14 protein-coding genes are annotated in these 16,775 nt (G+C 36.4%); 7 read left to right on the top strand and 7 right to left on the bottom strand.

Annotated features, from left to right (window positions below):
• The first annotated feature begins 4 nt into the window (after positions 1-4).
• The gene (locus OLM57_RS05040; protein ID WP_264566146.1) at positions 5-955 is read left to right on the top strand and encodes an MBL fold metallo-hydrolase; all 951 of its coding nucleotides are present in this window, start codon (positions 5-7) and stop codon (positions 953-955) included.
• Between the two features lie 133 nt (positions 956-1,088).
• Here OLM57_RS05040 and OLM57_RS05035 read toward each other — a convergent pair whose 3' ends face one another.
• Complete coding sequence (locus OLM57_RS05035; RefSeq protein ID WP_264566145.1) at positions 1,089-2,201, bottom strand: endonuclease/exonuclease/phosphatase family protein; 1,113 nt, start codon at positions 2,199-2,201, stop codon at positions 1,089-1,091.
• A gap of 230 nt (positions 2,202-2,431) precedes the next feature.
• Here OLM57_RS05035 and OLM57_RS05030 point away from each other — a divergent pair, with 230 nt between their 5' ends.
• The 5 genes from OLM57_RS05030 (at position 2,432) to OLM57_RS05010 (ending at position 7,535) form a co-directional block, all read left to right on the top strand.
• On the top strand, positions 2,432-3,331 hold the full coding sequence (locus tag OLM57_RS05030; RefSeq protein ID WP_264566950.1) for a S66 peptidase family protein: 900 nt from the start codon (positions 2,432-2,434) through the stop codon (positions 3,329-3,331).
• 95 nt (positions 3,332-3,426) lie between these two features.
• Positions 3,427-3,786 carry a YraN family protein gene (locus tag OLM57_RS05025; RefSeq protein ID WP_264566144.1) on the top strand — a complete coding sequence of 120 codons (360 nt, stop codon included), beginning with the start codon at positions 3,427-3,429 and terminating at the stop codon, positions 3,784-3,786.
• Positions 3,787-3,892: 106 nt separating this feature from the next.
• Complete coding sequence (locus tag OLM57_RS05020) at positions 3,893-4,549, top strand: aspartate kinase (protein WP_264566143.1); 657 nt, start codon at positions 3,893-3,895, stop codon at positions 4,547-4,549.
• Positions 4,550-4,705: 156 nt separating this feature from the next.
• Complete coding sequence (locus OLM57_RS05015; protein WP_264566142.1) at positions 4,706-6,817, top strand: FAD-binding and (Fe-S)-binding domain-containing protein; 2,112 nt, start codon at positions 4,706-4,708, stop codon at positions 6,815-6,817.
• A 1-nt stretch (position 6,818) separates the two neighbouring features.
• Positions 6,819-7,535 carry a (Fe-S)-binding protein gene (locus tag OLM57_RS05010; protein WP_264566141.1) on the top strand — a complete coding sequence of 239 codons (717 nt, stop codon included), beginning with the start codon at positions 6,819-6,821 and terminating at the stop codon, positions 7,533-7,535.
• 87 nt (positions 7,536-7,622) lie between these two features.
• Here OLM57_RS05010 and OLM57_RS05005 read toward each other — a convergent pair whose 3' ends face one another.
• From OLM57_RS05005 to OLM57_RS04980, 6 genes are all read right to left on the bottom strand, one after another.
• Complete coding sequence (locus OLM57_RS05005; protein WP_264566140.1) at positions 7,623-8,393, bottom strand: SDR family NAD(P)-dependent oxidoreductase; 771 nt, start codon at positions 8,391-8,393, stop codon at positions 7,623-7,625.
• A gap of 98 nt (positions 8,394-8,491) precedes the next feature.
• On the bottom strand, positions 8,492-9,421 hold the full coding sequence (locus OLM57_RS05000) for a helix-turn-helix domain-containing protein (RefSeq protein ID WP_264566139.1): 930 nt from the start codon (positions 9,419-9,421) through the stop codon (positions 8,492-8,494).
• Positions 9,422-9,507: 86 nt separating this feature from the next.
• The gene (locus OLM57_RS04995) at positions 9,508-10,191 is read right to left on the bottom strand and encodes a DUF4919 domain-containing protein (protein WP_264566138.1); all 684 of its coding nucleotides are present in this window, start codon (positions 10,189-10,191) and stop codon (positions 9,508-9,510) included.
• 198 nt (positions 10,192-10,389) lie between these two features.
• On the bottom strand, positions 10,390-11,178 hold the full coding sequence (locus OLM57_RS04990) for a hypothetical protein (RefSeq protein WP_264566137.1): 789 nt from the start codon (positions 11,176-11,178) through the stop codon (positions 10,390-10,392).
• Between the two features lie 44 nt (positions 11,179-11,222).
• A complete protein-coding gene (gene mfd, locus OLM57_RS04985; RefSeq protein WP_264566136.1) occupies positions 11,223-14,591 on the bottom strand; it encodes a transcription-repair coupling factor in 3,369 nt (1,122 codons plus the stop codon).
• On the bottom strand, positions 14,584-15,225 hold the full coding sequence (locus OLM57_RS04980; RefSeq protein ID WP_264566135.1) for a DUF3450 domain-containing protein: 642 nt from the start codon (positions 15,223-15,225) through the stop codon (positions 14,584-14,586). Before OLM57_RS04980 ends, mfd begins: the two co-directional genes overlap by 8 nt.
• A gap of 249 nt (positions 15,226-15,474) precedes the next feature.
• Here OLM57_RS04980 and OLM57_RS04975 point away from each other — a divergent pair, with 249 nt between their 5' ends.
• Positions 15,475-16,437 (top strand): L-threonine 3-dehydrogenase, encoded by a 963-nt coding sequence (locus OLM57_RS04975; RefSeq protein WP_264566134.1) that lies wholly within the window; start codon positions 15,475-15,477, stop codon positions 16,435-16,437.
• The last annotated feature ends 338 nt before the right edge of the window (positions 16,438-16,775 follow it).

Genomic DNA, 16,775 nt, shown 5'->3' with positions numbered 1-16,775 from the left:
AAACATGACTTCTATTAATCGATACTTTATTGGTTTGTTTTTAATATCAATACAAATGTTGGCACAAAAAGCGGCTTTTGATGTAGTCCCTTTGGGTGTAAAGGGAGGAATAGACGAAAAAAATCTCTCGGCTTATTTGGTGGCTCCGATCAATACTCATGATTATATCTGTCTCGATGCGGGAACTATAAACGCAGGGATTGAAAAAGCAATTTCGAATAAAGTTTTTAAGGTTTCAACAAGTGAAGTTTTAAGGAAATACATAAAAGGCTATTTTATTTCCCATGCTCATCTCGATCATGTTTCGGGTTTGATTATTAACTCACCTGCAGATTCTTCCAAAACGGTTTATGCCACCAAAAAGTGTATGGAAATGATGGAAAAGCATTATTTTAATGGAGAAACTTGGGCTAATTTTGGAGATGAAGGTATGGGTTTTCAGTTAAAAAAATATCATTTTCAAACCCTAGGTATTGGAGAACAAACCAAAATCACCAATACCTCTATGACTGTGGAAGCATTTCCGTTAAGTCATGGAAATCCTTTTGAAAGCACGGCCTTTTTAGTACAAAATGGAAATGATGCTATTTTATATCTTGGTGACACAGGTCCTGATTCGGTTGAAAAAAGCAATGATCTAAGTGAATTGTGGAAAGCTGTCGCTCCTTTGCTTCAGCAAAAAAAATTGAGAGGAATTTTTATCGAAGTTTCATTTCCAAGCGAACAACCAGACACCTCTTTATTTGGACATTTAACTCCCAATCATTTAATGAGAGAACTCCACAAACTGGAAGAATTGGCTGGAAAAGGAGCTTTGAAGAATTTCAAAATTATTATTACCCACATGAAACCACCAACCAAAAATAGTATAAAAATTAAAGAGCAATTGCAAAAACAAAATGATCTTGGAGTACAACTTCTATTCCCGGAACAAGGGAAACGTTTTGAATTATAAACATTTGTAAAATTAACCGCCAAGTTGGCAAGGTCCTACGCAATGGCCACAAAGCTTTGCGAACCTTCCGCCTTTAAACAGTAATACACAAATTTTCTTTGTGAACCTTGCGGTTAAGTTCTAAAATCCAACTTTACTTTTTTTCTTTTATCAAATAAATATAAACCGGAAAGTGGTCGCTAAAACCAATTTCGGTAAGTGAATGCCGCAACGGATACCCCTTGTATTTACCGCTTTTTTGGATTAAGAAAGGTTTGTTGTAGATCCCCGCTTTCCAATATTGGAACGTGTTGTAATCCTTTTGCAACAGCGAACCCGAAACCATAACTTGGTCAAAAATATCCCAAGAATCCCGAAAAGCAATCGTTCCCAATCCTTTGTTGGCCATTTCTTCGAATGGGTTGTAAATTCCAAATTCCCCAACATCCTGAATTTTTCCTTTAGCACCCAGAGCAATTTTTACGCTATTATTGAAAGGGCTATCGTTTAAATCACCCATCGTAATTATCTTGGCATTTGGATTGATGTGTTGCAGCGAATCAATAATTTTTCTGTTTAAGGTTCCCGCTGCCTCGCGAAACGGGCTTGTTTTCTTTTCTCCTCCAGAACGGGATGGCCAGTGATTGACAATAATATGAATCTCTTCCCCATTCAAAAAACCCGTTACCAGCAACTGATCTCTGGTGTAAACCCGATAATTTTTGGTGTTGAGTTGTATTAGATCTTCAGTTTCCAAATCCTCTTGAGAATCTGCTTTTGAAGTTTCTTTAATGGGTTGCTCCCCTTTATATACATACAATGGAATATTAGCATAACTCGTCGGCTGAAATTGCTTCTTTTGATACAGTAAGGCGACGTCTATCCCTCGTTTGTCGGGTGAATCAAAGTGGATAATTCCATAATCCTTGTCAATCATTTTGGGTTGCCTGATCAAATCTTCCAAAACCCCTTGGTTTTCAATTTCGGCACCACCTATGAATGTTGGGGAATTGGGATTTGCCGAAGTCCCAATTTCAGATAAAACCCTAGCTAAATTTTCTAGTTTTTGCTGGTATTTTTTAGTGTTCCAATGTTGATCTCCAGTTGGTGTCCACTCCTCGTCATTGGTCTCGGGATCATTAATGGTGTCAAAACAGTTTTCAAAATTGTAGAAAGCCACTGTATGAATGACAAAAGATTTGTTTTGTGCATGGCCTTTGAACAACAAAAGAAACACAAATAGGGAAGAAAGTACTTTTCTAATCATTAAAATAAATTTATAGTAACATTTGTCTTTGGTAAAAATAGTAAATTGATTACAATTATTTATTGTCTTTAAGAAATGTATATCTTTGCTTTAACTGAGAATCCATTTCCAAAAAATAAAGCATGAATGCCAGCCCATTTTCTTTTATTCAAAAAAAACAATGTGTTTTGTATCCAATGCTATTGCTTATTTTTGTTTTACAATCTATAAACTGTCAAGCTCAAACTACTATGATTACACCACCTTATTTGCAAAAAGGAGATACTATTGCCATTGTGGCGACGGCCAGAAAAAATGTCGATGACAATTTAAAACCAACCATTGACTTACTACATTCGTGGGGTTTGGAAGTTGTTATTGGAAGCACAATAGGTTTAGACCTTAATCAATTGGCAGGAACAGATGAACAACGTGCTGCCGATTTTCAGCATCAATTGGACAATCCAAATATAAAAGCAATTTGGTGTGCCCGTGGCGGTTATGGAACAGTGCGCATGATCGATTTATTGGATTTTACCAAATTTAAACAGCACCCAAAATGGATTGTGGGTTTTAGTGATGTCACAGTTTTGCACAATCATCTCAACACAATGGGATACAAATCCATTCATGGAACCATGCCAGTAAGTGTCGAAAGAACGGCACCCGAATCTATAGAAACTTTGAAAACGGCCTTATTTGGAAAACCTTTGGAATACCAAATTGATCCGTTTTCGATGAATCGTTTTGGGAAAGCAACAGGAGAATTAGTCGGCGGAAATTTATCCATTCTATACAGTTTATTGGGTTCAAAATCGGCTATCAATTGTACCGATAAAATTTTATTTATCGAAGATCTGGACGAATATCTTTATCATATTGATCGCATGATGATGAATCTGAAACGCAATGGCTGTCTCGAAAGCATCAAGGGAATTATTGTGGGAGGAATGACCAAAATGAAAGACAACGACATTCCCTGGGGAAAAAATGCCAATGAAATTGTTCAAGATGTCACCCAAAAATACAATATTCCTATTCTATACAATTTCCCTGCAGGACACGTTCACGACAACAGAGCCCTGATTATGGGCAACATTGTGAGTATGGATGTCAACGAAAATTGCAATACGGTGATTTTTGCCCCCTAACCCATAAAGGGGGGATTTGTCATAATTGAAGAATCCCACTTGTTTATTTTTAAATTTAGCTTTATCAAACCTTTCTAAACTGAACACTATTTTCAATGGCCGCACACAACGAACTTGGAAAACTGGGAGAAGATCTTGCCGTGGAGTACCTCAAAAAAAACGGCTACACTATTCTGAACACCAACTGGACGTTTCAGAAAGCTGAAATTGACATTATTGCCCAAATAGAAAACACACTTGCCATTGTGGAGGTCAAAACCCGTTCATCCCTCGAGTTTGGTTTGCCTCAAGATTTTGTAAAGCCAAAAAAAATCCAACTTTTGGTAAAAGCCGTAGATGCCTACGTAATCGAGAAAGATCTGGATATTGACGTGCGTTTCGATATCATTGCCATCCATCCAGAGGGTAAATCCTTTGCAATTGAACACCTTATCGATGCTTTTTTTTATTTTTAAAGAAATTTAACAATGTTATATTTGTAACAAATTGTTTTTTATGTATATTTGTCACGAATTTAGAACCAAAAACTAAGTATTAACTACGTACAAACCACTATACCTTATGAAAACAGTTTCTTCAATCGTTGAAAATTACATCAAAACAAAACCTTTTTTATTGAATGCATTGTCACTTGGAATCATCAATTTGACTTCTTTGTCACGAAATATTATGACCGAATTGGAAAGTGAGTTTGGAAAAGAGGTAAAACAAGGAGCTGTAGTAATGGCCTTAAAACGATTGACTGAAGAATTGGATTTTAGATTGAATCACAAGATCAATAAAGTAATAAAAAACATAGGAGAAATCACAGTACGCTCTGCATTAACGGATTATACATTTGCCGTTTCGGACACTGTTTTGAACAAACAAGCCGATTTAATAACCGACATTAATTCTTTGCCAGATATTTTTTATACCTCATCCAAAGGTGTAAATGAAACCAATATTGTTGTTAGCAACAGCGTCAATCATTTGGTTGAAAAACATTTTGCTGCCGAAAAAATGATTCAAAAACTGGATAATCTGGCTTCGATAACCGTAAAATTGCCAAAAGAAAATATCGTTGTTCCCGGAATTTACTATTTCATTTTTCAACGTTTGGCTTGGGAAGGAATTATCATCAATGAGGTAATTTCAACATCAAATGAGTTTACTATTTTGGTCAGCGAAAATGAGGTAGATGTTGCTTTTAAAGTGATTAAAGATTTAAAAAATTAAGAATTTATAACCTTTATAATAGAAACGAAGCCAAGCGCTTCGTTTTTTTTATGACCAAAACTTAAATTATTTTGACCAGAAAGATAGAAAAGACGCAGAAATTACAATAAGTACTTTGTAATCGTTAATTTTACATTTTCCCAAATATCATCTGCTATGTTAGCCCCATCCTATCAAAAGTTAAAAGACATTTTATCCCAATCTATTGATCCCAAACGTATTTTGACCAATCCGTTGCAAACTCTAGCTTATGGAACCGATGCGAGTTTTTATAGATTGATTCCCAAAATTGTACTTCTGGTTCACAATGAAGCCGAAGTAATCGAAATCATTAAACAAGCCAAATTATTGGATATTGCTTTGACTTTTAGGGCTGCAGGAACCAGTTTATCCGGTCAGGCCATTACAGATTCGGTTTTGGTAGTTGCCACTCACGGTTGGAAAAATTTTGAACTTTTGGATAACAACCAAAAAATCAAACTCGAACCTGGTATCATTGGTGCCAAAGCCAACAATTACTTAGCGCCTCATGGATTGAAAATCGGCCCTGATCCTGCTTCTATCGGAGCGGCCATGATAGGTGGAATTGTTGCTAATAACGCTAGTGGAATGTGTTGCGGAACGGCTCAAAACTCCTATCAAACCATTGCAGATATCCGAATTGTATTAAATGATGGAACTATTCTGGATACAGCAAATGAAGAGAGTGTTACTGCTTTCAAAAAAAATAAAACTGCTTTAATTCAAGAAATTGAAAGTCTTAGAGATCAAATAAAAAGCAACGAAACGCTGTATCATTTGATCAAAAATAAATTCAAAATAAAAAATACCACCGGATACAGCATCAATGCATTGGTCGATTATCAGGATCCTATTGATATAATCAAGCATCTGATGGTAGGATCAGAAGGCACGCTGGCTTTTATCTCGAATGTGACTTTCAGGACAGTAATTGACGAAAAGTACAAATCCTGTTCCTTGCTAATTTTTAATACGATTCAGGACGCTTGCAATGCCACAATTTTATTAAAATCAAGTTCAGTTGCTGCGGTTGAATTATTAGACAGAGAATCGATTCGTTCTGTAGAAAATGATGATGATGCTCCAAGTTATTTCAAAACATTACCGGAATCGGCTTGTGCTTTATTAGTCGAATGTCGGGATAACAATCTGGACGCTATGTTGGTAAAACAACTAAAAGTTCGTTCAGAAATTGAATCTATTCCCACTTTTTCAGAATACGAATTCACTTCAAATCCCAAACAATATTATTTTAATTGGAAAGCTAGAAAAGGATTGTTACCAACTGTTGGCGGACTCAGAAAAAACGGAACAACGGTTATTATTGAAGACGTAGCTTTCCCTTTGCCTCAACTTGCTGATGCTTGTCTAGCATTGAAAGATTTGTTTAAAAAATACGAATATCACGATGCTGTTTTATTTGGCCATGCCTTAGAAGGAAATCTGCATTTTGTGTTTTCCCAAGACTTTTCGAACCAAAATGAAGTGGATCGTTACGAAAAATTAATGTCCGAATTGGCTGTTTTGGTGGTCGATTGTTTTAATGGTTCTTTGAAAGCTGAACATGGAACTGGCCGCAACATGGCACCTTTTGTGGAAAAAGAATGGGGAACGGCTGCCTACGAAATCATGAAACGCATCAAAACTATTTTTGACCCCAATAATAAAATAAATCCCGATGTCCTGATCAATCCCGACCCTAAAGCACATCTCAAAAATTTAAAACCACTCCCCGAATCCAATGTCATTATTGACAAATGCATGGAATGCGGATTTTGTGAACCGCATTGTGTATCCGAAGGGTTGACTTTATCACCAAGACAACGCATTGTGATTGCACGAGAAATTAGCCGATTAGAGGGCACAAATGATAATCCACAGCGATTGGCCGACATTCGAAAAGACGTCACTTATCAGCTCGATGAGACTTGTGCAACCGATGGCCTTTGTGCTTTGGCCTGTCCAGTACATATTGATACGGGAAAATTTGTAAAAGAATGGCGCGCCAATGAATTGGATTCAGGTAATAAAAAAGTGGCGGGTTATATTGGTTCTCATATGGCGGGAACTACGGCGATTTTGAGAGGTGGATTAAAAATTGTTTCTTTTTTTCACGCCATTCTTGGCACCACTATCATGACAGCTTTATCCAATGCGTCTCATTTTATCTCCTTTGGAAAACTTCCGAAATGGATTCCCGAAATGCCAAAAGGAGCCAATAAAATAAACTTGAATCAAAAGCATTAAAATGAATACAACCACTGATTTAAAAGTAGTTTACTTTCCTTCGTGTATCAATAGAAGCATGGGTAAAAATAGTTTTCAAGATTCCGATGACTTGCAACTGACTGCATTAACACATCAATTATTGGTCCGTGCCGGTTTTACGATAATTTATCCTGAAGCTTTAGACAGGCATTGCTGCGGTATGCCGTTTTCGAGCAAAGGTTATGCCGAAGCCAATCATGCACAATCCGAAGCTTTAGAAAAAGACCTTCTGAAAGTTTCAGAAAACGGAAAATATCCCATTTTGTATGACATGAGTCCTTGTTTTTACCATTCAAAAGAAGAGTTTAAAAGCGACTTAAAAATAGTAGATCCTATTGAATTTATGTTGGATTATGTGATGCCACTATTGACTATAAAAAACAAAAAAGACGCTGTAGTTGTTTTCCCAGTTTGTTCTGTTAAAAAAATTGGAAAAATGGATCAACTGCTAGCCTTATCCCAACTCTGCGCCAACAATGTAACCATTATAGACAGCAATTGTTGCGGTTTTGCTGGTGATAGAGGCTTCCTTGTTCCGGAACTGAATGAACACGGATTGCGTGAATTAAAAGAGCAAATTCCTGCTAACTGCAAAAAAGGTTATTCCACCAGTAGAACCTGCGAAATTGGTTTTGAAAAGATGAGCGGTATTGATTTTAAATCCATTTTTTATTTGATTGACGAAGTGACGCGATAAAAAAATAAAATACAGATTTCATTAATTTCCACTGAGTAATTAGTGAAAATTAGTGAAATCTGTACCTGAAATTTACTTCGTAGATAATTACAAATTCATCCCTCCCGAAACTTCAATGCGCTGTCCATTTACCCATTTGGCATCAGCAGTACACAAAAAGGCAACAACGCTTCCAATATCATCGGGTAAACCAGCACGCCCTAAAGCGGTCAATGAAGCAACTAATTGATTTAGCTGTTCATTGTCTCGAACCACCCCACCACCAAAATCGGTTTCTATCGCTCCAGGTGCCACAACATTCACTCTAATTTTTCTAGCTCCCAATTCTATTGCTTGGTATTTCGTCAACGTTTCCATTGCTCCTTTCATACTCGCATACGTTGAATATCCCGGAAATGAAAAACGGGTCAATCCAGATGAAATATTTACAATTCCGCCGCCATCGTTCAATATTTCCAATGCTTTTTGGGTTAGAAAAAAGGGGCCTTTGAATTGAATATTAACCAAATCATCAAATTGTGCTATAGTGGTTGTCGAAAAACTTTCGTGAAGACCAACTCCCGCATTGTTGATTAAAAAATCGATTTTGTCTGTATCGAAAGTATTTTTTAAAGTTGCTGAAACTTTTTGAAAAAACAGATCAAAACTATTCACCTCAGCAACATTCAATTGAATGGCGACTGCTTTTTGTCCTAATTTTTCGATTTCGGATACTACTTCTTCAGCTTCTTCTTTTTGGCTATTGAAAGTTAAAATGACGTCCATCCCTTTTTGAGCTAGATTCAAAGCCATGTCTTTTCCTAGACCGCGGCTTCCTCCAGTTACTAATGCTATTTTACTTTTTTTATTTTCCATCATTAATTTTGTTTTAAATTTATAGGACAAAATTAGTGCAGATATAAAGCTCCAGAATTGTAAATATCAATCCAGAGTTTGCAAAATTCAAATCAGGTCATTTAAACTCGAAAAGAAATAGGAGTCAATGTGGTTTGCTTCTTGAAAAAATTAGAAAAATGCGCCAACTCTTCAAAACCTAGGGAATAAGCAATTTCCGAAATGTTCCAATCGGTTTCCTTTAATAAAACCTTAGCTTCATGAATCAATCGTTCGCTAATTAATTCGGTTGTGGTTTTTCCTGTGTTTTCCTTTAAAACTTTATTGAGGTGATTGACATGAATGGCTAAACGTGCAGCAAAATCTTTGGCCGATTTCAATTCCAATCGCTGTCTAGGCGACTCTATTGGGAATTGTCTTTCGAGTAATTCTGCAAATAAGGAAGAGACTCTGGCAGCCGAATTGTGCTTAGAATACAAAGCCGTGACGGGTTGAAGCTTTTGTCCAAAATGAATCAGCTCCGCCACATAGTTCCGAATCAAATCGTATTTATACACATAATCGGAATTGATTTCCTGATGTATCTTTTTGAAAATTAACTCAATTGTATCAGACTCTTCCTGTGTCAGCTGAAAAACAGGATAGCCATCCGTTTGAAAAATTGGCAGCTTATCCAAGTCGATTCCGCTCTTGTCCTTGGTCAAAAACTCACCAGTAAAAACACAAAAATGCCCCGATTGTTGTGTATCCTTTGGAACATAATTATACGGGATTTTGGGTGTTGCAAACAAAAGAGCATTCTCTTCAATTTCAATTATCCGATCTGCATACTCCACTCTATTTTTCCCTTGTATCAAGCTTATTTTATAATAGGCTCTTCGGTCATAAGGCATCACCGGTTTTTCCTTTAGCCTTTCGTAAAGTTCTTTGGTGCTGAAAACATTGAAATGTCCGATTTCTTTTTGAATTCCTTTGGGTAATAATGCATTCGATTCTGTACCAGAGTCTCCAGAAATTTCCTGATAGAACTCTTCAATTGATTTTAATTTCATGAAAAATGAATTTGTAAAAATCAAATATAGAAATTAAAATTGTAATTCTGTGGAAACTCCTTTTTTTCAAATTCCAAGTTAAAATTTCATTTAAAATGTTTTGCTTCGTTTTCTAACATCTTTTTGATATTAAAATACATCCCGTCTATGCTGTACTTTCCTTTTTCAAAAGCCAAATAATCACAATCACCAACCAGGCTTTGTGATCTGGATTCTAATCGAAACATATTCAAGAAAACATATTCGTGACTGACCGATATTACATTAAAACCCGTTTCGCATTTTTCTCCATTTCCTGATGACAATATTGCTTTCAAAATATTCTGAAATCGATTTGATATTTTTATTGCGGCTACATTATCTCCTTTTAAGTGATAAACATAACCGAGATAATTCATTTGCCGTAAATCAAAAGGGAATACAGTTATGGAATGTTCTGCTAATTTTATTATTTCGTCATAATCCTTTTTGGCTATGGTATCACTACTTAAATATTTTTTCAATTTTTCTTCGTCTGGCGACCTAAAATAAGCATCGTATTTTGAATTAAAAACATATCCAAAATACAAATGTCTATAATCCTCGTTAGTCAATAATGTATCATTAGCAATCATTCTTTCCAATAATTTGGGATAATAATAATTGGAGTTTTTATCTTCAATATTTTTCTTGATTAAGTTGTAATCGGGGATTTCAAAACTTATTTCTTGCGCATAAGTCGTAGAAAAGGTAACTATCAAAAGTGCAACTACTAAGATTGTTTTTTTCATAGGGGATACTATTTTTATTGAAAAATGGAACTATAAACAAAATCGTTTTATAAAGAATGAATACAATTTAGACTAAAAAAAGTAAATTACGAACAAAACTTCCTTTTATTCCCCTCCCAGCATCTCCTTCAGTTCCAAAGCTCTTCTCGTATTTTTCACATTATATGAAAATGTTCTGCGAATTATTTGGGTTTGGTATTATAAACTTTGAATATACTTTTTCCACTCTTCTAATAATTCGGGCTCAGTGGTTCTAAGTATCGATAAAAGTTCTGTTTTTTTATTTGTCTCTAAAATTTCCTTAAGTTTAAGTCGTCCATACTTATGATCTATAAACATGACAACAGAACCAGAAAGGCCGTACTTAATTTTACCTGTCCAAAAATCATCCAAGCTTTTGGGGATTTTATTCTCATTAATTGCTTTTTTTACTTCTTTTATGCGGGTTGAATCACATTGTCCGGAAGCAAATGTCGCCAAACCTTCAACAAACCAATCTATTCCTTCCACATTACTAAAGTCTGGGCTAGTATTTAATTGTCCATGATAAACGTGAACTAATTCATGAGTTATTAACTGTTGTGTGTTTGTTGTTTGCGAATAAATATGCTCACAGGCTTCTTTGTCCCAAAGCTTAGGGGAAATAACATCTAATTTTGTACCAACGCCGCTAGCCACCATCCAACACTCCGATTTAAAATCCGGCATGTTCCAATCTTTTTGCCAAGTACTGTCTAATGATTTTCTATTAGGATGAATATAAACGTTAAATTTTTTGGAGTAGGATGAATTAAAAAACTTTTTTACAGAAATGATCCCACTCTCAACAAGTTTATTATATTCCTTTTTATTTTGTATATCGTTTGATGTGTAAAATATTGTATAGTTCGAATGTTTTTCTGGTATCCATTTCTCTTGAAAGGTATTCCAGTTAATAAATAATAGGGCTGAAAAAAGGAGTAGGAATGTTGAATGTTTTGTTTTCATAAATATATTTATTTAGTCTGTTTTTAATTGACCAAGTCATTATTTTATTCCCCTCCCAACAACTTCATCAATTCCAAAGCCCTCCTTGTATTCTTCACATTATCAAAAGTCAATAAAAGTCGTAATCCTGCTGGAGTTTGCTTTTCTTTCATTACACAAATAGTACTGTTTTTTTGCACAAACTGAATCACTTTATGAAAACGTGTCGAATGATAATAATCCGATTGTTGATCGGAGACGAAGTAACCAATCATCTTGCCTTTTTTCATTACCAATTTTTCAATTCCAACTTTGGTTGCAATCCATTTGATGCGGATGCTGTTCATTAAAGCAAGTGCTCTTGGCGGCATTGGGCCAAAACGATCAATCAGTTTGTTTTGAAAAACAATGAGTTCTTCTTCATTTTTCACAGCACTCAACTCGTTGTATAAACTCAAACGTTCGGTTACATTATTGATGTATTCGTCTGAAAACAACAACTCAAAATCGGTGTCGATTTGCAGGTCTTTTACATATTCTTTGGTTTCGATATTGCTTTCTTCGGGGTATAAATCCTTAAATTCGTTTTCCTTCAATTCCTCAATAGCCTCGTTCATGATTTTTTGGTAGGTGTCAAATCCAATATCGTTGATGAAACCGCTTTGCTCTCCTCCCAATAAATCTCCCGCACCACGAATTTCGAGATCTTTCATCGCAATATTCAATCCGCTTCCCAACTCGCTGAATTGTTCCAACGCCTGAATTCGTTTACGGGCATCTTCGGTCATGTGAGAATAGGGCGGGCAAATGAAATAACAAAACGCTTTCTTGTTGCTACGTCCTACTCGACCGCGCATTTGATGTAAATCTGACAGACCAAAATTATTGGCATTATTAATGAAAATGGTATTTGCATTCGGAACGTCCAATCCACTTTCGATAATGGTGGTCGCTACCAAAACATCGAACTCACCGTTCATAAAGGCGAGCATCAATTCCTCGAGTTTAGCGCCTTCCATTTGTCCGTGTCCAATTCCCACTCGGGCATTGGGCACTAAGCGCTGAATCATTCCGGCAAATTCCTTTATGTTTTCGATTCGGTTATTAATGAAGAAAACCTGTCCGTTGCGCTGAATTTCATACGAAATCGCATCTCGAATCAGTTCTTCATTAAAACCAACCACATTGGTTTCTATAGGATATCTGTTTGGCGGAGGTGTCGTAATTACCGATAAATCTCTTGCCGCCATCAACGAAAACTGCAAGGTTCTCGGAATTGGCGTTGCCGTCAAAGTCAAGGTATCAACATTGGCAGCAATGGTTTTGAGTTTGTCTTTTACATTAACCCCAAATTTTTGTTCCTCATCGACAATCAATAATCCAAGGTCTTTGAAAACTACATTTTTGTTAACCAATTGATGTGTGCCAATCACTATGTCCAGTTTGCCTTCGGCCAATTGTTTCAGGGTTTCGGCTTTTTGTTTGGCAGTTCTGAAGCGGTTTAAATAACCGATAGAAACCGGCATATCTTTTAATCTTTCGCTGAAAGTTCGAAAATGTTGGTACGCCAAAATAGTCGTTGGAACCAAGACCGCCACTTGTTTTGAATTGTCCACCGCCTTGAAAGCAGCACGAATAGCAACTTCAGTTTTACCAAATCCAACATCTCCGCAAACCAAGCGATCCATCGGGCGCTCACTTTCCATATCGGCTTTGACTTCTTGGGTCGATTTGGTTTGGTCGGGTGTGTCTTCGTAGATAAACGAACTTTCCAATTCGTTTTGTAAATAACTGTCGGGAGCAAATTGGAAACCTTTTTCCAATCGACGTTTGGCATACAATTGAATCAAATTGAATGCAATATATTTGACTCTTGCTTTAGTTTTTTGTTTTAAAACCTTCCATGCATTCGAACCTAATTTATAAATTTTTGGGGGCGTTCCGTCTTTTCCGTTGTATTTCGAAATTTTGTGCAGCGAGTGAATACTCACATACACAATATCATTATCGGCATACACCAGTTTAATCGCTTCCTGTGTTTTGCCTTCAACCTGAATTTTTTGCAACCCTCCAAACTTTCCGATTCCGTGGTCGATGTGCGTTACATAATCACCTACGGATAACGTTGTGAGTTCTTTTAACGTTAGATTCTGCTTTTTCGAATAGCCATTTTTTATGCTAAATTTATGGTAGCGTTCAAAAATTTGATGATCGGTATAACAGACAATTTGGTTTTCGGTATCTATGAAACCTTCGTACAAAGGCAAAACAATGGTCTTGTATTGTTTGCGGATATTCTCTGAATTTGTTTCGTCTAAGGTTTCAAATATATCGTGAAAGCGTTTGGCCTGTGCTTCGTTCGAACAAAATAAATAATTTTTGAATCCATTAAATTGATTCTCACTCAGATTATTCAACAGCAAATCAAATTGTTTATTGAACGATGGTTGCGGCTGAATGTGGAATTCAAACTTCTTGGCTATTTTGAAAACAGGTTTTGAATTGAATTCTACTACCGAAAAATCCAAAGCTCTTTTTACAAATGCTTTTTGGTTCAGAAACAATTGTTCTGGCGTAGCGTGTTTGATATCTTTGGACAATTTCTCAAATGCTTCTTCGGCTCTGCCAAATTGCTTGTCCAATTCGTATAAAAGATTCTCGGTATTTTGAAAAAACAAAACCGTTCTTTCAGCTATATAATCCAGAAAGCTTTCTCTGTTTTCCTGAAAAATTTTATTTTCAACATTTGGTATAATGGTGATTTTTTTCTGCTTTTCTAATGACAATTGAGTGCCTACATCAAAACTACGGATGCTTTCGACTTCATTCCCAAAAAACTCTATTCGGTACGGATTGTCATTCGAAAACGAAAATACGTCGACAATTCCTCCCCGAACGGAGAATTCACCTGGTTCTGTTATAAAATCAACTCTTTTGAATTCGTATTCGAATAAAACTTCATTTAGGAAATCAATCGAAATTTTATCGCCCAAACTTACTTTCAGGGTGTTTTTATCCAAATTTTTTCGAGTCACGACTTTTTCGAAAAGAGCCTCGGGATAGGTAACAATTATGGCTGGTTTTTTTCGGGAATTGATTCGGTTGAGTACCTCGGAACGAAGCAAAACATTAGCATTGTCCGTTTCTTCAATTTGGTAGGGACGGCGAAACGAACCGGGGTAAAACAACACATCCTGTTCGCCAATCATTTGCTCCAAATCGTTCAAATAATAAGCAGCTTCTTCTTTAGTATTAAATACAATTAAAAAGGGTAATTCTGTTTTCTTAAAAAGCGACTGAATCACAAACGAAACAGCCGATCCCAACAAGCCCTCCAATTGCATTTTTACAGAATTATTTTCCAGCAAACGAGTTGTAATCTGTGCCGTTTTGGGAGAAGAATCATAAACCGAGTATATAGCAGATTTACTCAACGTGCGGTGTATTTGGATTTTTTGGAATAGTTGCACCTCCAGGATTACCCGGTATAGTTGGGTTTCCCGAAGGAATAGCTCTTGCGGTATCCAGCATTTGCAATAATTCTGACTCCCCAACTTCCATAGGAATTTTGCTTTTCTCTACTATCTTATCCATTTGTCTTTGCAAAGAAACTAGCTCCAGGTTTATCTCTGCAACCAGTTTGGTCACTTTTTTGTCTGAAACTTTATCGAGATTGATATATAAATCCAACATTCGTACTTGTGTGATCAAAGTGGCAATTCTGCTTCTTATCTGTGGTGTGTCAAATTGAGACGGTATATTGGTATTCAAAGCCATTGCTTTGGCAGATAAGGCCTTTGCTTTCTTTTGAAAAGCACCAATTGTTTTTTTTGGTTTAACCGCCAACTCAGCCATAAAGGCGCGCCATTCTGGCCAAGTCGCTAAGTATGCTTCAGAAGTTGGATTAATAGGGGTATCATAAAAGGTCCAGCCTTTATTTATCGTAGTAAAAATTAATTCTTTCTTTTTAGTATCTCTTAGGTTATCGGCTATACGTTCTTCATTATTATTTTTACACGAAAACTGCATAAATAGCACCAAAAAGAGCAGCGTTAATTTCTTGTTCATTTCTAAAATATTTGAACCACAAAGTTACAAAGTAAATTTACAATGACAATCAGAATATCAATGGCAATCACAATAGTAATAGCAATAGCAAAAATCAATTTCAATGGCAATAGTAATCAAAAATTATAACATGAAGAATTACGAGCTTTTGGCAATTTTGCCTCTATTTTTACAATATTGATAAAAATTACTATCTTTATTTCTCATAATTTACGAAATCGTTATATTTGCATTTCAAAACAACGTACGATGAATCCAAAAATATTGATTATAGGCGCCTGCGGGCAAATTGGAACTGAATTGACTCATCAACTTAGAGCGATTTATGGCACTGACAATGTTATCGCTTCGGATATCCGAAAACTGAATAACGATGTCGTAAATTCAGGACCTTTTGAAGTAGTCAATGCCTTGGATTTTAACCAAATCGAACATTTGGTAGAAATGCACCAAATCACCGATGTCTATTTGATGGCCGCACTACTCTCTGCAACAGCCGAAAAAAACCCTGCTTTTGCTTGGGATTTGAACATGAACTCATTATTTCACGTTTTGAATTTGGCCAAAGCCGGAAAAATAAAAAAGATATTTTGGCCTTCCAGTATTGCCGTTTTTGGGCCAACAACTCCTAAAGAAAATACCCCACAATACACCATAATGGAGCCTTCCACCGTTTACGGAATCAGCAAGCAATCTGGCGAAAGATGGTGTGAATACTATCACAACATTTTTGGTGTCGATGTTCGAAGCATTCGTTACCCAGGCCTAATCAGCTGGACCACTTTGCCTGGCGGAGGAACCACAGATTATGCGGTAGATATTTATCACAAAGCCTTGAGCGATGGCAAATACGAATGTTTTTTGACCTCCGAAACCAAAATGCCCATGATGTACATGGATGATGCCATTGCCGCAACCATCAACATTATGAAAGTGCCGACAGAACAAATCAAGATTCGTTCTTCCTATAATCTGGCTGCGATGAGTTTTACCCCAACCGAAATTGCTGCCGAAATCAAAAAACACATCCCAGAATTGGAGGTAACTTATGTTCCCGACTTCCGTCAAAAAATAGCCGACAGCTGGCCTGCCAGCATAGATGACTCCCGCGCCAGAGAAGACTGGGGTTGGAAACACGAATTTGATCTGGAAATGATGACCGTCGATATGCTAAAAAATCTAAGTCCTCAATACAACACCGACATTCAATAACACACCCATAATCTTCATTAAGGAGTGCCCCCATCGAGAAAAGGGGCTTGCTTTTGGTGCTGCTTATACAGCCCCTTTCCTCAACGGGGTCGGGCTGTTACTGCTACTACGGTAGCTTAGCCCATCCCTCACTCGGCAGCAGTGTTCCAAAGATATTTTTGGTTAAAAGAACCTATTTCCACAAACCATCCACTCACTATTGTGGTGAAACTGTTATAAAATAAAATTTAAGCAAATTCTGAGTTTTCTCCCAATTCTGTACATAAAATAATAAAACAATTCATAAATAACTTTTCATTAATTATCTCTGATGATTTTTGCCAATTCTATAGCTGTTT

Source organism: Flavobacterium sp. N3904 (assembly GCF_025947305.1).
Taxonomy (GTDB): domain Bacteria; phylum Bacteroidota; class Bacteroidia; order Flavobacteriales; family Flavobacteriaceae; genus Flavobacterium.
This window is presented reverse-complemented; position numbering and strand designations above follow the sequence as displayed.